Annotated in this window: 21 protein-coding genes; 20 read left to right on the forward strand and 1 reads right to left on the reverse strand. The window is 42.6% G+C overall.

What is annotated here, in order from left to right:
• The 10 genes from ACYVAA_RS18500 to ACYVAA_RS18545 form a co-directional block, all read left to right on the forward strand.
• A partial coding sequence (locus ACYVAA_RS18500; protein ID WP_460544586.1) for an ATP-binding protein occupies nt 1-1,112 on the forward strand: 1,112 nt, incomplete at its 5' end.
• 14 nt (nt 1,113-1,126) lie between these two features.
• Nucleotides 1,127-1,555: a response regulator gene (locus ACYVAA_RS18505; RefSeq protein WP_460544588.1), complete on the forward strand. Its 429-nt coding sequence runs from the start codon at nt 1,127-1,129 to the stop codon at nt 1,553-1,555.
• A gap of 255 nt (nt 1,556-1,810) precedes the next feature.
• Nucleotides 1,811-3,565: an arylsulfatase gene (locus ACYVAA_RS18510; RefSeq protein ID WP_460544590.1), complete on the forward strand. Its 1,755-nt coding sequence runs from the start codon at nt 1,811-1,813 to the stop codon at nt 3,563-3,565.
• A gap of 5 nt (nt 3,566-3,570) precedes the next feature.
• A complete protein-coding gene (locus ACYVAA_RS18515) occupies nt 3,571-4,155 on the forward strand; it encodes a sugar O-acetyltransferase (protein WP_460544592.1) in 585 nt (194 codons plus the stop codon).
• Nucleotides 4,156-4,161: 6 nt separating this feature from the next.
• Nucleotides 4,162-4,911 carry a DUF1835 domain-containing protein gene (locus ACYVAA_RS18520; RefSeq protein WP_460544594.1) on the forward strand — a complete coding sequence of 250 codons (750 nt, stop codon included), beginning with the start codon at nt 4,162-4,164 and terminating at the stop codon, nt 4,909-4,911.
• Nucleotides 4,912-4,983: 72 nt separating this feature from the next.
• Nucleotides 4,984-5,490 carry an RDD family protein gene (locus ACYVAA_RS18525; RefSeq protein WP_460544596.1) on the forward strand — a complete coding sequence of 169 codons (507 nt, stop codon included), beginning with the start codon at nt 4,984-4,986 and terminating at the stop codon, nt 5,488-5,490.
• 78 nt (nt 5,491-5,568) lie between these two features.
• A complete protein-coding gene (locus ACYVAA_RS18530) occupies nt 5,569-5,979 on the forward strand; it encodes a GNAT family N-acetyltransferase (protein WP_460544598.1) in 411 nt (136 codons plus the stop codon).
• A gap of 126 nt (nt 5,980-6,105) precedes the next feature.
• Nucleotides 6,106-6,564, forward strand: a complete 459-nt coding sequence (locus ACYVAA_RS18535; RefSeq protein WP_460544600.1) for a hypothetical protein — start codon at nt 6,106-6,108, stop codon at nt 6,562-6,564.
• Between the two features lie 18 nt (nt 6,565-6,582).
• Nucleotides 6,583-6,915, forward strand: a complete 333-nt coding sequence (locus tag ACYVAA_RS18540) for a hypothetical protein (protein ID WP_460544602.1) — start codon at nt 6,583-6,585, stop codon at nt 6,913-6,915.
• Between the two features lie 649 nt (nt 6,916-7,564).
• Complete coding sequence (locus ACYVAA_RS18545) at nt 7,565-8,134, forward strand: pentapeptide repeat-containing protein (RefSeq protein WP_460544604.1); 570 nt, start codon at nt 7,565-7,567, stop codon at nt 8,132-8,134.
• Nucleotides 8,135-8,584: 450 nt separating this feature from the next.
• Here ACYVAA_RS18545 and ACYVAA_RS18550 read toward each other — a convergent pair whose 3' ends face one another.
• Nucleotides 8,585-9,601 (reverse strand): dipeptide epimerase, encoded by a 1,017-nt coding sequence (locus ACYVAA_RS18550; RefSeq protein ID WP_460544606.1) that lies wholly within the window; start codon nt 9,599-9,601, stop codon nt 8,585-8,587.
• Nucleotides 9,602-9,808: 207 nt separating this feature from the next.
• Here ACYVAA_RS18550 and ACYVAA_RS18555 point away from each other — a divergent pair, with 207 nt between their 5' ends.
• The 10 genes from ACYVAA_RS18555 to ACYVAA_RS18600 all read left to right on the forward strand — a co-directional run bounded on the left by ACYVAA_RS18555 (nt 9,809) and on the right by ACYVAA_RS18600 (nt 19,652).
• Entirely contained in the window at nt 9,809-11,290 is a 1,482-nt protein-coding gene (locus ACYVAA_RS18555) for a M14 family zinc carboxypeptidase (protein WP_460544608.1), read from the forward strand.
• A 277-nt stretch (nt 11,291-11,567) separates the two neighbouring features.
• A complete protein-coding gene (locus ACYVAA_RS18560; protein WP_460544610.1) occupies nt 11,568-12,251 on the forward strand; it encodes a hypothetical protein in 684 nt (227 codons plus the stop codon).
• An 83-nt stretch (nt 12,252-12,334) separates the two neighbouring features.
• Nucleotides 12,335-12,859 carry a DinB family protein gene (locus ACYVAA_RS18565; RefSeq protein ID WP_460544612.1) on the forward strand — a complete coding sequence of 175 codons (525 nt, stop codon included), beginning with the start codon at nt 12,335-12,337 and terminating at the stop codon, nt 12,857-12,859.
• 223 nt (nt 12,860-13,082) lie between these two features.
• On the forward strand, nt 13,083-13,733 hold the full coding sequence (locus ACYVAA_RS18570) for a hypothetical protein (RefSeq protein WP_460544614.1): 651 nt from the start codon (nt 13,083-13,085) through the stop codon (nt 13,731-13,733).
• A gap of 254 nt (nt 13,734-13,987) precedes the next feature.
• On the forward strand, nt 13,988-16,075 hold the full coding sequence (locus tag ACYVAA_RS18575) for a M48 family metallopeptidase (protein WP_460544616.1): 2,088 nt from the start codon (nt 13,988-13,990) through the stop codon (nt 16,073-16,075).
• Between the two features lie 22 nt (nt 16,076-16,097).
• Nucleotides 16,098-16,763, forward strand: a complete 666-nt coding sequence (locus ACYVAA_RS18580; protein ID WP_460544618.1) for a tetratricopeptide repeat protein — start codon at nt 16,098-16,100, stop codon at nt 16,761-16,763.
• Nucleotides 16,764-16,775: 12 nt separating this feature from the next.
• Nucleotides 16,776-18,062 (forward strand): DUF2157 domain-containing protein, encoded by a 1,287-nt coding sequence (locus ACYVAA_RS18585; protein ID WP_460544619.1) that lies wholly within the window; start codon nt 16,776-16,778, stop codon nt 18,060-18,062.
• Entirely contained in the window at nt 18,052-18,621 is a 570-nt protein-coding gene (locus ACYVAA_RS18590) for a GDYXXLXY domain-containing protein (RefSeq protein WP_460544621.1), read from the forward strand. The genes ACYVAA_RS18585 and ACYVAA_RS18590 overlap by 11 nt, the downstream gene beginning before the upstream one ends.
• A 134-nt stretch (nt 18,622-18,755) precedes the next feature.
• Nucleotides 18,756-19,199: a DUF2059 domain-containing protein gene (locus ACYVAA_RS18595; protein WP_460544623.1), complete on the forward strand. Its 444-nt coding sequence runs from the start codon at nt 18,756-18,758 to the stop codon at nt 19,197-19,199.
• A gap of 114 nt (nt 19,200-19,313) precedes the next feature.
• Complete coding sequence (locus tag ACYVAA_RS18600) at nt 19,314-19,652, forward strand: DUF6970 domain-containing protein (protein ID WP_460544625.1); 339 nt, start codon at nt 19,314-19,316, stop codon at nt 19,650-19,652.
• Nucleotides 19,653-19,834: the final 182 nt, after the last annotated feature.

Below are 19,834 nucleotides of genomic sequence, written 5' to 3' on the forward strand. Positions count from 1 at the left end.
GGGATTCAATCATTTGCATTAGCTTAAATGGTGTAATCAATTATTGTAACCGAGCATCCTGTGAGTTGCTCGGCTATAAGGAGATGGCGTTAGTCGGAAAAAGCTTTGAGGAGCTTTTTCCAAAGGGTAATTGGCCTGGGTTTGATAAAGTTCGGGAAGCTATTTTTTCAAACCATACTTTTGCTCCCATGCTATTGGAGAAATCAGGAGAAGGGGAGTTAGCTCAGGCACTTTCCGTGCAGTTTTCTCCAATAGTAAATGAAAAGGATCATATAGTGGGGATTTCAGCGATCATCAGACAGGGAGGTAAATTCGGAAAGGAAGCTATTGGGTCACTGGAAACGGAAAATGGGACATTGATAGGTGACTCCATTCGGGACATTGGGGAAAGTAAGGAGGTCCAAAAAGTCCTCGAAGAGTTTGATTACCAGTTACAAATTAAGAACAAGGAATTGGACCAATTTGCCTATGTGGCTTCCCATGATTTGAGAGAGCCTTTAAAAACGCTGAGCAGCTTTACGGAATTTTTATCCACTGATTATGGAGAACATTTTGATGAGATGGGAAGGAAAAGCATTCAGTTCATTACGGAAGCAACCGGAAGGATGGAGCAATTGATCAAGGGATTGCTTGAGTATAACCGTATTGGAAAAGAGGGAAGCCTAGAAATAGTGGATTGCCATCTGGTCATTGGGGAGGTGATCGACAACTTTTCCTCTTACATCAAAGCAACCGGGGCTGTTATTAAAGTGGGAAACTTGCCCAAAATCAGTGCCTACAAAAAAGAAATTGCTCAGCTCTTTCAAAATTTAATAATTAACGGGATCAAGTTCCGTAGAAAAGAGGTAAAACCTGAAATAGCCATTTCTGTGGAAAAGCAAGAGGGCAGTTGGCTTTTTGCTGTAAAGGATAATGGAATCGGAATAGCGGATCACTATCATGAAAGAATTTTTATGCTCTTCCAGCGGCTACATAATAGAGAAAAGTACACCGGTAATGGAATCGGCCTGGCCCATTGCCACAAAATAGTTGCCTTGCATGGGGGGCAAATTTGGTTGGAGTCGGAGATAAGCAAAGGCAGCACTTTTTATTTTACCATTCCCTGTGATTGAATATTGACCACCTTATGAAAAACAAAGTAAACTGTATTCTTTTGATAGATGATGATGAGCCTACCCACTTAATGAATAAGGTCATCATCAGAAAAACGATGAGTGCTGAAAAAGTTATTGTCGTTAAGAGTGGGATAGAAGCGCTTGCCTATTTAAACCAACAAAAAGAGAGCGAAGGGCCATTTCCCAACCTGATTTTTTTGGATATCAATATGCCCGCCATGAACGGTTGGGAATTTATGGAAGAGTACAGGAGATTTTCCGAAGGGCAAAAGTCTGATATTTTTATCGTAATGCTTTCCACCAGTGACTGCCCCGATGATTTGGAAAGGGCAAGCAGGTATCGGGAAATCTGTGAGTACGAAACCAAACCGCTTACCATTGATAAAATGAAAAGGATCATTGATTTATATTTTAAACAAGAGGATTGTATGGCTAAGTGAACAGCCATTTGGAAAGAAGTTAGGAGAAAAGATACTCAACAGTAATTCAAAAGATTCATTAACCGTATCCACCAGAATGAAGGCTTTGGATAAAATCAGTATCAAGCAAAATAAACGACACATAGTAGTGGAAGTAAGATCACCCCTAAAGCCTGGATCATTGATCCGGGCTTTTTTATGCTTGGTCCATTGCCTATGCCCGGGCATTTTTACTAAATTGTAAAATTTATCACTGATCATTTCTTAACCAATAAAATGAATAAAGCTGCCATTATTTTCTTCTTGTTGTTCTCTATCCTGAGTCTTGCTGAGGCCAGGCAACAAAGCCAAAAGCCCAATGTCATTTTGATCATCACCGATGATCAGGGTTACGGGGATTTGGGATTTACGGGCAATCCCCACGTTCAAACTCCTAACATAGACCAACTGGCCCGCGAAAGTACCCGGTTCAACCAGTTTTATGTTTCTCCGGTTTGTGCTCCTACCAGGTCCAGCTTGATGACAGGAAGGTATTCCTTAAGGACGGGCGTGAGGGATACGTACAACGGCGGCTCCATCATGGCCCCTGAGGAGGTGACCATTGCAGAAATGCTCAAGGCAGAAGGGTATAGCACTGGAGCATTTGGAAAATGGCATTTAGGGGATAACTATCCTTCTAGGCCCAATGATCAGGGTTTTGACGAGTCCTTGATCCATTTATCGGGAGGAATGGGCCAGGTAGGAGACGTGACCACTTATTTTAAGGGAGACAGCAGTTATTTTGATCCCGTCCTTTGGCATAATGGTGAGCAAAAGGCATATGAAGGCTACTGTTCGGATATTTTTGCCGGGGAGGCCATCAAGTTTATAGAGCAAAGCCAAAAGCATCCAGACACCCCTTTCTTTTGTTATTTATCTTTCAATGCTCCCCATACCCCGCTTCAAGTGCCGGAGGAGTATTACCAGAAATACAAGGACATAGATCCCGCTGAGGGATTTGATGGGGAATTGAATCCCTACCGTGAAATGAGCGAGAAGGATAAGGAAGATGCCCGAAAGGTATATGCGATGGTCGAGAATATCGATGATAATGTGGGGAGGATGTTAGCTAAACTGGAGGATTTGGGGATAGAGGAGAATACCATGGTGATCTTTATGACCGATAATGGCCCACAGCAGATGCGCTATGTGGCAGGTCTTCGGGGGCTAAAAGGTCAGGTGTACCGTGGAGGTGTCAGGGTACCATTTTTCCTGAAATATCCCGGACATCCTGGTGGAACTCAGGATATCTCTACCACAGCAGCGCACATAGATGTTCTGCCTACTTTGGCGGAGCTTTGTGGGGCAAGTCTTCCGAGGGATCGGAAGATTGATGGAAAAAGCTTGGTGCCATTGATTGATGGAAAAGGTGTAGCGTGGGAAGACCGGCCCCTGTTCTTTTATTGGACCAGAAAATATCCCGAGCTTTATCAAAATATGGCCTTACAGAAGGGGAATTACCGCTTGGTCGCCCATGCTGGATACAATGCACAAGGTCGGGAATTTGAGTTGTATGATATGATCAATGATCCCTATGAGCGGAATAATTTGAATGCAGCTCATCCTGAGCTGGTGCTGGAATTGAAAACTGCTCTGGACAAAACTTATGAAGAACTTATCCGTTCTGAGCATATTATCCACCCCCCTCGCATTGAAATCGGAAGTGGGCATGAAAACCCTACGATTCTTAACCGAAACGATGCAGATGGTGAGCGGGGGATTTGGAACCAAGAAGAGGTTTATGGAAAATGGCTGGTAAAGGTAAATAAGGGAAATTACACCTTTCGTTTTAAGTTTATCCATCCAGTGCCTGCGGGGGGCAAAATGGTGCTGGAAGTGGGATCAAAGGTTTTTCAATTCTCCAATGATGCGGAAACAGACTGGATAGAAATGAAAAATGTGCCTTTGGATACAATGGAGGTAGATTTAATCCCATTTTACACTTATCAGGGAAAAAACATCCTACCCTTTTGGGTGGAAATTGAGCAATAGATGATATGACAGAACAACAAAAAATGCTGGCCGGACAGCTGTACAATACCTTGGATCCGGAACTTATTGCCAAGTACCATAAAGCCAGAAAGCTGCTGAAGTGCTATAATGGCCTGGATTCTGAGGAGATGGCGCAGCGAACTGAAATCTTGGAGCAGCTTCTGGGAGACAAAGGAAAGGATGTTTGGATAGAGGCACCTTTCTATTGTGACTATGGCGATAATATCTTCATCGGTGAGCAGACCTTTGTGAATATGAATTGTACCTTTTTGGACGATAATATCATCAAGATAGGTAAGAATGGCTTGATCGCACCTGGAGTGCAGATTTATACCGCTTCGCATCCGCTGAAGGCAGCAGAGCGGATAAAATCTACCCAAGAGCGGAAGCCGGGGGAGCCTGTTTACCGGACTTTTTCCAAGCCGGTTACCATTGGGGATAATGTATGGATAGGGGGCAATACTTGTATCTTACCGGGGGTGAGCATAGGGGACAATGTAACCATTGGTGCAGGGTCCGTGGTTACCAAGGACATTCCAGACAATGTGTTGGCCTTTGGAAACCCCTGTAAAGTGATCAGGGAAATATAATCGGAAATGATGGACGAGGTTTATCATATCCTCAATGGCGATGCGTTGAAAGCGCATTTTCCCCGTAATCTGCGGGGAGAGTTGATCATTTGCAGGGAATGCTTGGTAGATGGTCCTGTGGGAGGTGAGACCGATGGGATATTTTATCAAAACAGGGCCCGGTTTATCCAGGAAGCCTATCCGGGATTTACTCAAGCCGATTATTATGAGAAAACGGTTGCCGAACTGGAAAAGCTTAAGAAGATACCCAAGGAAGCAAGTGTCCACTTGTGGTTTGAGGATGACCTTTTCTGTCAGGTCAATTGTTGGTTTGTCCTGGACCGATTGAAAGTGCAGGGGCATAAAGGTCCCCTTTTTCTGGTACGACCGCATACGGATCTGATGTTTGGGTTTGGAACGCTAAGCCCGGCCGCTTTAAAAGAAGTGTTTGCCCTAGGTCAAAGGATTTCTCCAGAGGATTTTCAGGATTTTTCCGAAATGTGGAAGGGATATGTGCTGAAGGAGGGAAAAAAGCTGCGGTCTCTTGCCGCGCATATGAGCGCCACCTTTCCATTTCTGCCAGAGGCAGTGGAGGCAGAAATTGCCCGGTGGGTTCCAGAAGGGGAAATGGGAAGACCGGAAAAGTGTTTGAAAAGTATCATTGAGGAACTTGGGACCAGGGAATTTGGCCCGGTTTTCAGGGAGTTTTGTAAGCGAGAAAGCATTTATGGTTTTGGGGACCTACAGGTAAAAAGGCTGATGGAGAAAGTGAAGTAATCAGGCAGAAAATCCTTACCAAAGCCTTAAAATTATCTGGCACATGGGATGAAAAATAGGTAAATTCATCTTATGAAAAAACTGTTGATCAGAAGAATACTTGCGGGCATGATCGATTACAGCTTTGTCATGATCTATGCCCTACTTTTACTGACGGTATTCAGTTGGGTGTATTCCAAGCTGCAAATTGACATTTCAGGTGTCCATCCTTTGCGTGCACAAATTCTTGGCTTTTTGACATTGACATTTCCGGTATTTTTATACTTTTTTCTGATGGAGCGGGACATTGGGAATGCCACTTACGGGAAGCGTTTTTTAAAAATCAAGATCAAGCCTGGAAATGTGTTTTGGAGGAACTTGCTGAAATTGCTGCCTTGGGAAATGGCCCACGCAGGGGTGCATTGGCTGATGTTTTACGAACAGGGAGGCAGGGAATATCCTCTTTGGGTTTGGCTGCTGCTGTTTGTTGCGCAAATGATCACTTTTCTTTACTGGGCAAGCATACTGCTAAGCAAAGGAAAGAGCAGTCTGTATGACCGATGGTCTTCATGCGGAATACGCCTTTCCCAAGGGGATTGATCCGTATTCAGCAGCAGAGACGTCCACTCCAACCACCTTTCTAATTGCAACACTACATTTCGAGTAACTTATTAGTATATGAACCACAAAATAGGAATCATTTCACCAGAAGACACATGGGATCTCAGGCATAGGGTGATGTGGCCGGAGAGAGAGCTGGACTATGTAAAGCTGGAGGAGGATAAAGACGGAATTCACTTTGGTCTGGAAGTAGAGGGAGATCTACGGTCCATTATTTCTGTGTTTGTTAAAGACGGCAAGGCGCAATTCAGAAAGTTTGCCACAGATCATTCCCATCAAGGAAAAGGATACGGCAGTCTTTTGCTTGAGCATGTTCTCAAGTACCTTGAGCAGCAAGGGCTTGATAAAATTTGGTGCAATGCGCGAGTGGAGAAAACAGCCTTTTATGAGAAGTTTGGCCTCGTCAAAACCGATCACCGCTTTGAAAAGGGGGGATTGGACTACGTGATCATGGAAATGGAGCCGTAGAGACATGACTTGTAATGTGAAGGGAAGTTTGTAAATTATACCAGTGTTCCTTGGCCATCGGTTCCCTCCATTTTTGGGATATTTTGAGTGCTGATCAAGCTCCAGGTGATTTATCTGTTTGTTTTTATGTCCAACCTTCCCTTTTGCGCTCGTTTTTCCTCTTTATTGTGGCTAATGCTCATTTGGTCGCAATCCTGTACCTCTGTACGTTTGATCAGTGAATATGATCCCATTACGGATGAGAAGGTTACAGCCTTGGGAGAAAAAATGTCGGACTATTTCGTAGGTCTTGATCGACGGATAGGGACCGATCAAGCGAACTACGAGCATTATATGGATTTTTTTGATGAGGTTAAGGTCGATTTGAACACCTTGGCCATACGGGCTGCAGCCATAGAGAAAAACCATATTGTGCAGGAGCAGATTACCGAGCTGCAAAATATGGTCAGCAATTTGGAAAGTCTGCATCAACTGGGATTTGTCTCTTCTGAACAGATAGTACCGGTCCGGCAGGCTTTTAACTCAGCATTTATAGCCATCACCAAGCTACAGTTGGCCTTAAAGAGGGGAGAAAGATTTGAATAAACAAAAACCCAGTTTGCCATGTCAGGAATCAATACAGAGGAAATTTTTGAAAAGATGCTCGGAGCCGCCAAAGGTGTTTTGGACAAGCATTGGGATGAGGCCAAGCCTTTTGCGGAAAATGAACTAAGGAACCTGGCCAACAACCTAAAGCTGATTGGAGAATTGAGGTTTCAAGGCAAAATCAACGAGGAGCAGGCCAAGCATTATTTGGAAATACAAAAAAGCAGTGTACGAATTGTGTTATTGACCATAGAGGGTTTGGGGATATTGGCAGTGGAAGCTGCCATCAATGCTGCAATGGATGTGGTACGGGATACGGTGAATACTGCCTTGGGATGGACACTGCTGTAAGACTTCGCTTATGCGTTTTTCCGGTGATTTTTTGAAAGAGGAAGTTATTATTTAAGGTGCTAAATGATTTGTGGTGGCTATACATGCTAAACTACTCCGTTCCTCTTTGTTTGGTGAATTGCTGGCAGGTCTTGAGGATGGTTTTTCAAGGCGGCCGAAGGCATTAGCGGAAGGGGGGTGGCACAACGGGGCGTATTTGCGGCTAATGCTTTGATCCCTTGTGTTTTACTATCCCCGGGCTGCGCCTCCCCTGTCGGCTTGACCGGGGTTATCCATATTGCACCCGTCTCGGGTGCTTCCATTTCCAGTTATGAATGGTTCCTCCCGGGCTCAGAGGGGCCAAAATATAGAAAATCCCCGGTTCCAACCCGAAATTGCATACGGTCACTGAGCTTGTCGAAGTGAGCTGCCTTTTCTGTTAATTGTGAAAGTTCTTTTCCCGCCAGACTGCTATCGGCATCAGGCCTCTTTGATCATCCATACACTTATATCTACTCAAAGACTTAAATTTGTCTACCCACAGTATTCCATATAGAACTTTTTTTAACAGTGATCAGCTAAGGGTGGAATACTTTTATTAATCCTAAACAAGGCTTCAGGAAAAGGGTAGGATATAGGTGAACCTTATAAATATTTTATAGATTTGGTCATGAATAAAGCCTATGTTGAAGGAAAGGAATTTACGGGAAAGGATTTTACCGCATCTTTTGAATTTGGGGAATATGAGACCTGTGTTTTTTCGCGTTGCAACTTTTCCGGGGTTGACCTGAGTGATACCAACTTTATCGAGTGTACCTTTGATCATTGCGATTTCAGCAATGCCCAGCTCCAAAACACCGCTTTTCAAGATGCCCTTTTTTCGGATTGTAAACTGATGGGGTTGCGTTTTGATAAGTGCAACCAATTTTTACTGACTTTTAGCTTCAAAAACTGCCAGTTGGATTTTTCATCCTTTTATGCTTTAAAGATCCAAAAGACTTCGTTCACTGCTTGTCGCATGCATGAAGTGGAGTTTGTGGAAACCGATCTGACTGCCTCTTCTTTTCAAAATTGTGACTTGCTGCAGGCGGTATTTGACCGGGCAGAGCTTACAAAGGTGGATTTTAGGACGGCCTCGAATTTTTCGATTGATCCGGAAAGAAATCAGCTCAAAAGAGCTAAATTTTCCCTAACCAATATCCAGGGGCTGTTGGATAAATACGATATTTCAATAAAGTAAAAGATCAATAGTGAATTTGGACTGGCGATCTTGCTGCTATATTGTTTGGTATAATAAATTCTGTGTATCCGCAAAGACACCAGTAGCTCTAAATTAGCAAACCATCTCTCACAGAAAACACAGAAACCCGCAGAAAAGATTTTTAATTCCGTGTAATTCTGTGGATTCCCCTCCTCCGGCGGGCAGGCTGTGAGAAATAAATTTAATGGTGTAATTACGGATAATCGTATAATAAATTATGAACATCTCAGGTACGAAAAATGGAAAAGTCCCCTTCAGGGGATTTAGGGGGAGATTTTAACCAATTTTATTGCTGTGAACTTCCCCAAGCAGAACAATCTGTGCTGGACAGGTTAAAGTGTCCCGCAGCGCAGTTCCAGGGACAACAAAGGTCACAAAGCCGTATAGAATCAAGCACTATCTATTAGCACCATTACGGTTCAGTAAGGGCTATCCCTCCAGCAGCTCTGCACCTATACCCGGGCCTTCAGGAAAAGTCACTTTGCCCGGTTCGATATGCACCCCTTTGGCGATGTCCCTGGCCAAAAGCATGGCCCCGTCCATGTCCACATAGTTCAACAATGGCGCTATGTGCGCAATGGCTGTAATACCCACAGAAGACTCCGTCATACAACCTACCATGGTTTTCATGCCCAGTTTCTTGGCTTTATACAGCATCCGGAGCCCAGGAGTGATCCCTCCGGCTTTTACCAGTTTTACATTGATCCCATGGAAAAGCCCATGGCATTTATCCACATCGGCTTCCACGATGCAGCTTTCATCGGCTATGACAGGTAGTTTGCTATGGTTATAGACTTCCCGCATGCCTTCCAAATCATCTTTGGCCAAAGGCTGTTCCATGAATTCCACCTGGAGCTTTTTAAGTTCTTCAGCATAGGTAATGGCTTGATCAGCTGTCCAGGCACAATTGGCATCAATGCGGAAGGTAGCCTTGGTATGCCTTCTAAGTTCACGGACGATCTCCAGATCATGATCAGTACCCAGCTTGATCTTATAGATGGGCCAGTCCAGTTCTTGCATCTTTTCCACCATCTTTTCTGTGCTGGCTATGCCAATGGTAAAATTGGTGGTAGGGATATTTGAGGGATCAAGCTTTAAATATTCATACAGCTTCAGTCGTTTTCTCTTAGTAAATATATCCCAAGCAGCCATGTCCAAAGCACATTGGGCAAAGGGATTGGCAGCAAAAATGTTTTTGCACTCTTCCCAAAGCTTCTCCGGATGCTCCCAATTTCCTGCTTCAACAATGGTGCGGGCGTTCTCCAGAGCGGCAGTCATATTTTCCACCGTCATGCCATAAAAGGGATTGGTGGTGGATTCTCCAAGACCAAATAAATCCCCTTGAGAGAGTTTTACAATCAAGGTTTGTTGCACGTCACGGCTTTGATGGGCAATGGTAAAGGTGTGCTTTAAGGGCAGTTCTTTAACAAAAATTTCTAGTTTCATGGACGAATATGGGAAATGGGAAAGGTTCAATACTAAATATGCCTGAAGTTTAGTATTTTGATTGAAAATAAAAAGTGAAATCTTTTGCATGACCTGTTTCAAATCTCTAATTCACTGATTTCAGGGAGGGTTTTGGGACAGCTAGCACGTAAATTGATAATTGTACTTTGGAATATTTTAAAATAGTAAGCCTATCCTATGATTCCTATGCTGCTCAAATCGTTTAAAATCAGTGCCCCCTTGACCTTTGTATCACTCCTTTTGATTTTTTCCTGTGAAAAGCCCCAAAAGACGGTAAAAGGGCTGGAACCGGAAGTGCTAAAAGCCGCCTATGAGAGCTATATGGAACCCGCCATTACCCACCGGAGGTTTAGGCATGCTGATTTACAGCCATTGATCCAGAAACATGCCGGGACATTTGAGATTAGCGAGCTGGGAAAATCTGTGCAGGGCCGGGCCATCAAGCAGCTGGCCTATGGAAATGGGGAGACAAAGGTACTGCTTTGGTCACAGATGCACGGGGATGAGAGCACGGCGACCATGGCTTTATTTGATTTGTTTAATTTCCTGGAAGGCACAGGTGATGAGTTTGAAGTCATGCGCAAGGTGATCAGAGAAAACCTGAGCATCCGGTTTATTCCCATGGTCAATCCGGACGGAGCGGAGATTTTTAACCGGAGGAATGCTTACGGTATCGACCTGAACCGGGACGCGATCAAGGAAGTTTCTCCAGAAGCCAGCATCCTCAAGGTTGCCCGTGAGGACTTTGCTCCCGAATTCGGCTTCAACCTGCACGATCAACAGATTTACTATAATGTGGAGCAGACACCTTTGCCGGCTACCATATCCGTTTTGGCTCCGGCTTACAATTTCGATACCGAGGTGAATGATGTGCGGGCCCAGGCGATGCGGGTGATTGTGGGGATGAACCGAATTCTCCAAGAAGTGGTCCCGGGACAGGTGGGCAAGTACGATGATGCTTTTGAGCCGAGGGCCTTTGGGGATAATTTCCAAAAATGGGGCACCAGTACCATCCTGATCGAATCCGGCGGCTATCCCAATGACCCTGAAAAGCAGTATATCCGGCAGCTGAATTTTATGATTATTCTCAATGCCCTTTATGAAATTGCACATGGGGATTACGCCAATTATGCAGTAGAGGACTATTTCCGCATTCCAGACAACGACAATATGCTAATGGATCTTATTCTCAAAAATGTAACAATCGCTGAAGGAGCTAACAAATACCAGTTGGACCTGGGCATCAAGCGTCGCAATGTGGAAACCGGGGACGGTTACTATGTCATGGGACAGGTGGAGGACCTGGGGGATCTGTCCGTGTACTTCGGATACAAGGAATTGGATGCATCAGGGATGGAGCTGGTAAGGGGCATGGTGGCTGAGAAAGTCATGGATTCGGTCAGCAATATTACGCCTGAATTGGCATTGGAACTGCTGCAAGCGGGAAATCTGGCGGTGAAAGTAAAACATGCTCCAGAGCCTTCTTTTCATGATCTGCCAATACTGGTTCTTCAGGAAGAAGACAGCATCTTCAGCGGCCATACGCTAGGTAGCCCCGCCAATTTTTTTCTAAAGAAAAATGACGAGCTCATGTACGCAGTAGTCAATGGCTATTTGATTAACCTGCAAAAGCCGGAAGTAGAGGGACTGAAGCAAAGGGTTCAGTAGCTTCGGCCCCTTCGACAAGCTCAGGGACCGTGGCTCAGCCGTACCAGTCTCAGGGACGGAAGTAAAGTAATCAGCTCATCTATAAGTTCGGTACTTCAACACTTGATCTCTAAGCAACTACTTTACTGATGAGCAAAGCTGAAGGGTCAAGTACCGGTGGGGCGTTGAGCTTGTCGAAACGAACTTAACTGGAATATCTTTTTTTAGTAAAAAGAAAACATTTCTTATACCCCTAAACGTTTAGGATTTAGATACCGTCGTTGAATAATCGATAAGAATGAAGCTAGTAATCCTACTTTGTAAAATTCATATCCGAAGATGGATACTTGACAGGTTTATTGGCCTTATAAACACTGGAAACACTTTATGGGATGTAAAACCTGTAAGGTTTTACATTTTTCCTAAATTTATCAAAGTAGGGCTGCTCACTCTTTTCCTTCTCTTCTTATTTCAGCTTCAAAGCCCATTGCTGGCCTGCAGGTGTTTGCCTTTAACACAGGAAAATAGCAAAGAAAGCATTGAACAGGCGGATTTGGTGGTAGAGGGGGAGTATATGATGAATATTGGGCCTGATAAGAAAGAAAACCTGAGGAAGGACAAAGAAGGGGAAGGCTTTACCATCTTATTTAAAGTCACTAAAAGATACAAAGGGAAGGTCAAAGGCGATACTTTGGCCATTTACCAGACCAGTAATTCCTGTACCCGGATTTTCAGAAAGGGGGAAAGGTATATTTTACTGGTCAAGGAAATCGATGGCTTTCAGCTAAGCCATGATCAGAAACAGAGCAATGGAAGTTCTAAGCTGCAGAAGGAAGGAGGTCTGTCGGTCAGTATTACAGATAAGAAAACGCTGAGGTATTGGAAAGGAATCCATCGTAAATATCTTGTGGCTGACATCAAGTTATGCAGCAGCTTTAGGAAAGGAACCGAGGAAGCGGAGTTGCTGCAAAGGCAGTTTTAAGAATATATTCCAATGAGAATCTTCGAAATTGTAGCTTATCATTGATAAAAAATGGATGATGGAATAGTAAAAATCAATATCCTATGAATTTTGACCTTGAAAAATCCATTGAAATTCTAGAAAGGACGCCTTCAGTCCTTGAAGCCTTGTTGGAGGGGATATCGGAAGAGTGGCTAAAAAACAATGAAGGAGAGGGGACATGGAGTCCTTACGACATTTTGGGGCATCTGATCCATGGGGAAAAAACAGATTGGATAGTGCGAGCAAAGATTATCCTTTCAGATGCCGGGAACAAGACCTTCGAGTCCTTTGATCGTTTTGCCCAAATGAGGGAGGATCAGGAAAGGCCTATCGGGGAAATGCTCGAGGAATTTAAAAGGAGAAGAGCTGAAAATTTAAAGGAACTGAGAGCACTAAAGATCAATGATTCCAAGCTGTTGAAAAAAGGAGTTCATCCGGAACTGGGAGAGGTCAATTTAAAACAGCTCTTATCAGCTTGGGTAGTCCATGATCTGGGACATTTATCACAATTATCCCGGGTGATGGCAAAGCAATACAAGGATGAAGTAGGGGTTTGGAAGGAGTATATGGGGGTTTTGAAAAGATAGCGAACTAAAGACAATTAGGCCCGCTCAAGGTAGCGCAGCGTCCTCAGGATTGTAACTGCTCTGATCTCCGGCGATATTTTTTTTTCGAGTGCAGAAAGAATAAAATATAACCATTTGGCTCACAAAAAATACCCCATATAGGGTATTTTTTTGTTATGGGGGATTTGGTAGGTTTATGACTTCTTTTATAACTAAATAATTAATACTTTAAAACCAACAGACAATGAAAAAAAGTTTACTTACAATGCTATTAATGGGCTTGATGTTTACAGCATTTAGTCAAACAAGGCTATTTGTTGACCCCAATTTTTCCAGTGTGGGCAACAGCCATAAAATTATCGCTGTTATTCCGTTCAAAACGACCATTTCACTACGTCCTAATAAGATGGCGACCTTAAAAGAAGGGCAATTGGAGAAAATGCAGGAAGATGAGAGTTTTGACATACAACAATCCATGTATTCTTGGTTCCTTAAGAGAAAGCAACAGGGAAAGATGTGGGTGGATGTTCAGGATGTGTATACCACGAATGCGATTCTTGCCCGAAATGGAATCAATTATGCCAATCTTACCGAGTTTACACCCGAGGAAATAGCCAAAGTGCTAGAGGTGGACGCCGTTGTAGATGGGACTTTTGAAACCAATAAACCCATGTCTGATGGTGCTAGTGTGGCTTTAGGATTATTGGTAGGCTTTTATGGAGCCACAAACAATGCGGAGATCAATATGTTTATCCATAACTCCGAAAATGGGAAGGTCTTGGTCAACTATAATAAAGGGGTATCCGGTTCTTTGGGTTCATCTTCCGAGCAATTGATCAATATTATTATGAGAAAGGCTTCAAGAAGAATTCCTTATACCAAAGCAAGAAAGTAATTGTTTGTTTGATGGTGATGGTTTGTATCTTGTTGAAATATAAAAGTTATATAATCAATTCCTTAAAATACCCCATCTGGGGTATTTTTTTGTTTTAGCAGAATTGGTACTTTGAGAGTTCGTGAAAAATGGCGGCGCCTAGTATAGTTTAAAACAACTAGACTGAAATGGTTTTATAGGCCTATTTAAAGAGATAAATGAGCAGAGCAAAAATTGTTTATCCTCATAAAGTGTAATTTTTAACCTCAGACAATATGAAAAAACACGATATCAAACTGTCCCCCCAGTTTAAGGCCCAGACCGCCAAGGCAGTTATTACCATCGCTCTTTTTGCATTTACTTATTTGATGATCCTGATATTGGCGATGGTCCTCACGGCGCTATGTATTTATGGAGGGGTCATGCTAATAGTTACCTATCCAAGAATTGTGACCATTGGCTTAGGGATTGGCTTGGGCAGTTTGGGCGTTTTTGTCCTGATTTTTTTGCTGAAGTTTATCTTCAAATCACATAAGGTAGACCGTTCACATCTTTACGAAATCACCAGAACCGATGAACCGAAGCTTTTTGAATTGATAGATGAGCTGGTTGATGAAATAGGTACGAGTTTTCCCAAGAAGGTTTACTTATCCTCAGATGTAAATGCAGCGGTTTTCTATGATTCCAGTTTTTGGAGCATGTTTTTACCTGTCAAAAAGAACTTACAGATAGGATTGGGTTTGGTAAATACCGTCACCAATTCGGAGTTGAAGGCCATTTTGGCCCATGAATTTGGCCACTTTTCCCAGAAAACCATGAAGTTGGGCAGCCATGTTTATAATGTAAACCAGGTGATTTTTAACATGCTTTATGAGAATGATAGCTATGATAAGCTTGTTGGAAGATGGGCGGATGCAAGCGGTTATTTCGCCATTTTTGTCGTTCTGGCTGTCAAAATCACCCAAGCCATACAATGGGTTCTGAGGAAAATGTATGAGGTAGTCAACAAGAGTTATATGGGATTGTCCAGGGAGATGGAGTTTCATGCTGATGAAATAGCCGCCAATGTTACCGGGAATGCACCCCTAAAGAGTTCCTTGCTCAGAATGAATCTGGCAGATCATAGTCTTACTGAGGTATTGTCCTTCTATGAAGAGAAAATACCGGAGAATCTAAAAAGTTCTAATGTGTTTAGGGAACAGCAGTATGTGTTAGACTTTCTGGCCAGGTACAACGATATGCCGATTGAAAATAATTTACCTAAAGTGGCAGCTGATGAATGGGGGAAGTTCAATAAGTCCAAATTGGTGATCAAAAACCAATGGGCTTCTCATCCAAGTATTGAAGATAGGATAGCAAGATTGGAGAAGAGTAATATTAGCTTCAGCGAAGTGAGTCACAATCCCGCAAATGAGATCTTTGTGGATATTGAAAACACCCAACAAAAGCTTACAACCAAAATGTTTCGCGAAGTAAAGTATACCGGAGAGGTATCGGTCATGTCTCTTGAGCGTTTTCAAGAAGCATACGAGAATGACTTTAATAAGAACACTTTCTCGAAAATTTATAATGCCTACTACGACAATAAAAGTCCGAGCTTTTTTGATGTGGATTCCACCTATAACACTGAGGATGAGCTTACTTTGGAAGGCCTGTTTTCAGACCAAAAAGTTGACTTAGTTTACACCTCTTTTGCTTTACAAAACGATATACAAACCCTTGCCGAAATCTCCAGTAAAACCATTCCCACCAAAACTTTTGATTATGATGGCAGGAAATATAGAAGGAAGGAAAGCCAGAAGTTGGCTGCTAAGCTGAAATTGGAGCTTGAAAAGATCGATACGCAAATCAAGGAGCATGATATACGAATATTTAAATTTTTCAGCAAGCAAGAAGATACTTCGAAGGGAGCAGGCAAACTGAAAGAGCTGTACCGTGCGTTCTTTTCATTTGATCAGGTTTTTGACAAAAAATATGAGGTATATACCAAGCTGTCAAAAGAGCTGGCGTTTGTCAGTGAAACTACCCCTACTGATGAGATAAGGGACAATTTCAGGAGAATAATTTCATTGGAAGAACAGCTGAAAGAGGAGATAAAGGAATTGTTGCAGGATGGGGGGTATGCAGCTGAAATCACGAAGGAGATCAGGGAGAATTTTGAACTTTATCTTTCCAAACAGTGGAAGTATTTTGGTAATGAGACCTATTTTGAAGAGAACTTGGAAGTCCTTTTTGCGGCGATGAACAATTACGCTTACCTGATGTCAAGAGGCTACTTTTTACTGAAAAAGAAGTTGCTGAATTATCAAACGAGTTTGGTAAAGAGACCGTATGGTTTAAAGGTTGTAAATAACGGTGATTGAGTGAAGTAGTTTTAAATTGTGCATGTCTTTTAAATACATCTTCAGCGATAAGAACAATTCTTCTGATGGCGACATTCTTTTTAATGGTAATATGAATAATTTTATGAAAAATCGTTTGGCAGTAGTCCTTTTTTTAGGCCTTTTTAGTTGTGAAAGCAATAAGGGGCAAAGTCCAGAATATCATCCACGGGCAATAGAACTAAACAATAAGGCCCTCAAACTTTCCATGGATTTGAAAGTGGATAGCGCATTAATACTCTATGACCAAGCTATAGCGATCGATAGCACTTATTTTTTGCCGCATTCCAACAAAATGGGGATTTATCTCAAAAAGAAAGCGTATGAAAAGGCGCTTTATGAAGGCGAAATGGTCATTAACAAAAAACCTGACTCTGGAGAAGGCTGGTTCCTTTCAGGGCTATTAAATGAACATCTAGGGAATAAGGAAAAAGCCAGGGAATATTATGAAAAGAGCATTGATATCTTTACAGATAGGATTAATAATGCTGAAAAGGAAAAGGAAATCAATGACAGTAAATTAAACAGGGCTTTATCTAAAATATTCATCGGAGATCAATCTTATATTGAAGACTTTAAGGAATTAGGCAAAATTGAAGCTTATGCTGAGTTGGTTCAGGAATTTGAGGGCAAGTCTAAAGAGGAATTGATGAATATATTGCTTAAATAGTTAAATAAGACAATGAACCTACTCAAAGATATCCCCGATCTGGTCAAGGCTGAGGTAATTTCAGAAGAGACAGCGGTGCGGATCCGCGATTATTACCGGACAAGGGCTGCCACTTCCACCAACCGGCTGTTTGTCGTTTTTGGAATCCTGGGAGCTATTTTGGTGGGGCTGGGGATTGTCCTGATCCTGGCCCACAACTGGGATGAGCTATCCAGGGTAACTAAAACATTTTTTGCCTTTTTGCCGCTATTGATCGGGCAGGGCTTATGTGCCTATGTGCTGATGAAAAGACAGCGAGAAGTGGCCTGGCGGGAAAGTAGTACGGCCTTTCTGTTCTTTGCTGTAGGGGCCAGCATATCTCTTATCAGTCAGATTTACCATATACCGGGTAATCTCAGCGCATTTTTGCTGACATGGATGCTGCTTTGTCTTCCGCTCATTTATGTGATGAATTCATCCACTGCTTCTTTGCTATACCTCATCGGGATTACCTGGTATGCCGGAGAAACCAGTTACTGGTCCTATCCGCAATCGGATTCCTATATGTACTGGTTATTGTTGCTAGCTGCTTTACCCTACTATATTAAGTGTTGTACGAAGCTTTCCCATAGCAATTTTACCATTTTTCATAACTGGGTCATTCCTGCTTCTCTGGCAATTACCCTCGGAACTCTAGCCAAAGAATCAGGTGAATTGATGATGGTGGCCTATATGAGCCTTTTCGGCTTGTTTTATCTCATAGGGGAGTGGGACTTTTTCCGGAGGGATAAGCTAATGGGCAATGGTTTTAAAATTATAGGTTCCCTGGGAACCATGGGATTGCTGCTGATTTTGAGTTTTGATTGGTTTTGGAAAGAATTGAAAGCTTGGGATTTTCAGTGGACAGAAGTTATCCTATCTCCTGAGATGATCAGTACCGGCATACTTTCCTTGCTGGCAGGATTTCTTTTATACAGGAAGATGCAACGTAATCCCTTGGCCAAAATCCCGCCAATGGCCTTCATGTTTTTACTGTTCATTATCGCATTCATCATTGGAATGTTTTCTCCTTTTGCCCAGCTAGTGGTCAATCTTTATGTATTCGGTTTTGGCCTTATCACCATGAAAGAAGGAGCTAGGCTGAATCACCTTGGTGTTCTGAATTATGGCTTATTGATCATAGCAGCCTTGGTGGCCTGTCGTTTTTTTGACACGGGATTGAGTTTTGTGATACGGGGGATCCTATTTGTGTTGGTAGGAGTGGGATTCTTTGCCGTAAACTATTGGATGCTTAAAAAAAGGAGGGCTTATGAAAACTAAGCAACTGGTATTGCCGATATTCCTACTGCTTGTGCTGGTGCAGCTGTATGTGCCGGCCAAAATGATCTGGGACCGTGAAGATATATTGGAGACCGGGACGGAGTATAAATTCCGAACGGCCCCTATTGACCCCAATGACCCTTTTAGGGGAAAGTACATCAGGCTCAGCTATCAGGATAACTGGGTGGAGCTTGCTGATGATGTGGATTGGCAAAGGGGCGAAACGGCTTATGTTTTGTTGGCCGAAGATGAGCAAGGTTTTGCTAAAATAGCCTCCATCGCCAAAAGGGAGCCAGCAGGGAAGGAGGGTTTTCTAAAAGCGCAGGTCAGCGCTGTTTCGGGAGACCAACCAAAACGATTGGTGGTAGCGTTTCCTTTTGACCGGTTTTATATGAAAGAAACCAAGGCTTTGGCAGCAGAACAAGCTTATTTCGAAGCTCAGCTGGATACGGGTACCGTGACCTATTCCTTGGTCAACATCAAGAAAGGAGAAGCGGTGCTAAAAGATGTGTTGATCGATGGGACCTCTATTAATCATTTGATAAGAGGAAATTACTAGCCACTGATAAAAGGGATACACACAGATGTATTTTGCTGGGTGAATCCATTTTTAATTGACGGTATTGATTAAAAACACTATGAATAAGCTAAGCTCCCATAATTTAAACTGAAACACTATTTATACTTTATACTATGAAAAAATTATTTACAACCTTAACCTTCCTTTGCATGTTTGCCCTCTCTTCATTTGGTCAAGCAGATGATGGATTTAAAAGGACCTTGAAGAAAATGCTGGAAGTGTCCGGTTCGGAAGAAGTGTTCAAGACATCGGTGACCCAAATGTTTGCAATGTTCAAGCAACAAAATCCAAATGTTCAGATTGAAAAATGGGATGAATTGGAAAAAGCCTATTTAAAAACATCTATGGATGAACTTGTGGAAATGCTAGTGCCAGTATACAGAAAATATTTAAGCGAAGAAGAACTTCAAGAACTGATCAACTTTTATAACACGCCAGCCGGGAAGAAATTTGCCCAAAGTTCTCCTTTAATAATGAAAGAATCCATGCAGATAGGACAGCAATGGGGCATGAAAATAGCCCAAGAAGTTATGCAAAAACTAGAGGAAAGCGAATAGTTCTACCTTAAATTAAAGTATCTCATCAAATCAATAGAATTAAAAATACCTCACATGGGGTATTTTTTGTTTTTTAGGTATTTGGTAATTTAAATCTATCAATCCAGACCAACTATGAATAAGGTATTCAACCTACTGTTTTTGTCTTCGATGGCCTTGACTTCCTGTGAGAGTAATAACATTGCTCCCAATACCCCTGTATGCATCATCGAGAAAATTGAATCACTGAAAAAGAATTCCAGTTGCGATGATCCAAGTATTAGAGAGTATGAATTCCAAGGAGAAATAGTGTATGTGGTGGATCCGGGGTCTTGCGGGGCCGATATGGGGTCAGGAGTTTTTGATCGCAATTGTAATGGGATAGGAGGACTTGGGGGAATCGCAGGAAACACAGAAGTGAATGGGGAGGATTTTTCTTCAGCCATATTTAGACGGACGATTTGGCAGAAGTGAAATGGTTTAGCGGATTTGTAATAGGACGTTATTATACCGGTAGGAACCAAATTCTAAATAGTTGCCCGAAGATGGCGCAGATAAGCGCAGATACTTTCTTAACTGTTCAGTTAGCTTCAAAAAAACCGACCCAAATTAGACTATTGGAAAAAAGCTGCTAATCATTTAGAAATAAGAACCCC

The sequence above is a fragment of the Echinicola sediminis genome (assembly GCF_054777495.1).

Bases quoted from the DNA above. Each gene is read 5' to 3' on its own strand.
- ACYVAA_RS18505 (WP_460544588.1), top strand. From the start codon at position 1,127: ATGAAAAACAAAGTAAACTGTATTCTTTTGATAGATGATGATGAGCCT.
- ACYVAA_RS18510 (WP_460544590.1), top strand. From the start codon at position 1,811: ATGAATAAAGCTGCCATTATTTTCTTCTTGTTGTTCTCTATCCTGAGT.
- ACYVAA_RS18515 (WP_460544592.1), top strand. From the start codon at position 3,571: ATGACAGAACAACAAAAAATGCTGGCCGGACAGCTGTACAATACCTTG.
- ACYVAA_RS18520 (WP_460544594.1), top strand. From the start codon at position 4,162: ATGATGGACGAGGTTTATCATATCCTCAATGGCGATGCGTTGAAAGCG.
- ACYVAA_RS18525 (WP_460544596.1), top strand. From the start codon at position 4,984: ATGAAAAAACTGTTGATCAGAAGAATACTTGCGGGCATGATCGATTAC.
- ACYVAA_RS18530 (WP_460544598.1), top strand. From the start codon at position 5,569: ATGAACCACAAAATAGGAATCATTTCACCAGAAGACACATGGGATCTC.
- ACYVAA_RS18535 (WP_460544600.1), top strand. From the start codon at position 6,106: ATGTCCAACCTTCCCTTTTGCGCTCGTTTTTCCTCTTTATTGTGGCTA.
- ACYVAA_RS18540 (WP_460544602.1), top strand. From the start codon at position 6,583: ATGTCAGGAATCAATACAGAGGAAATTTTTGAAAAGATGCTCGGAGCC.
- ACYVAA_RS18545 (WP_460544604.1), top strand. From the start codon at position 7,565: ATGAATAAAGCCTATGTTGAAGGAAAGGAATTTACGGGAAAGGATTTT.
- ACYVAA_RS18550 (WP_460544606.1), bottom strand. From the start codon at position 9,601: ATGAAACTAGAAATTTTTGTTAAAGAACTGCCCTTAAAGCACACCTTT.
- ACYVAA_RS18555 (WP_460544608.1), top strand. From the start codon at position 9,809: ATGCTGCTCAAATCGTTTAAAATCAGTGCCCCCTTGACCTTTGTATCA.
- ACYVAA_RS18560 (WP_460544610.1), top strand. From the start codon at position 11,568: ATGAAGCTAGTAATCCTACTTTGTAAAATTCATATCCGAAGATGGATA.
- ACYVAA_RS18565 (WP_460544612.1), top strand. From the start codon at position 12,335: ATGAATTTTGACCTTGAAAAATCCATTGAAATTCTAGAAAGGACGCCT.
- ACYVAA_RS18570 (WP_460544614.1), top strand. From the start codon at position 13,083: ATGAAAAAAAGTTTACTTACAATGCTATTAATGGGCTTGATGTTTACA.
- ACYVAA_RS18575 (WP_460544616.1), top strand. From the start codon at position 13,988: ATGAAAAAACACGATATCAAACTGTCCCCCCAGTTTAAGGCCCAGACC.
- ACYVAA_RS18580 (WP_460544618.1), top strand. From the start codon at position 16,098: ATGTCTTTTAAATACATCTTCAGCGATAAGAACAATTCTTCTGATGGC.
- ACYVAA_RS18585 (WP_460544619.1), top strand. From the start codon at position 16,776: ATGAACCTACTCAAAGATATCCCCGATCTGGTCAAGGCTGAGGTAATT.
- ACYVAA_RS18590 (WP_460544621.1), top strand. From the start codon at position 18,052: ATGAAAACTAAGCAACTGGTATTGCCGATATTCCTACTGCTTGTGCTG.
- ACYVAA_RS18595 (WP_460544623.1), top strand. From the start codon at position 18,756: ATGAAAAAATTATTTACAACCTTAACCTTCCTTTGCATGTTTGCCCTC.
- ACYVAA_RS18600 (WP_460544625.1), top strand. From the start codon at position 19,314: ATGAATAAGGTATTCAACCTACTGTTTTTGTCTTCGATGGCCTTGACT.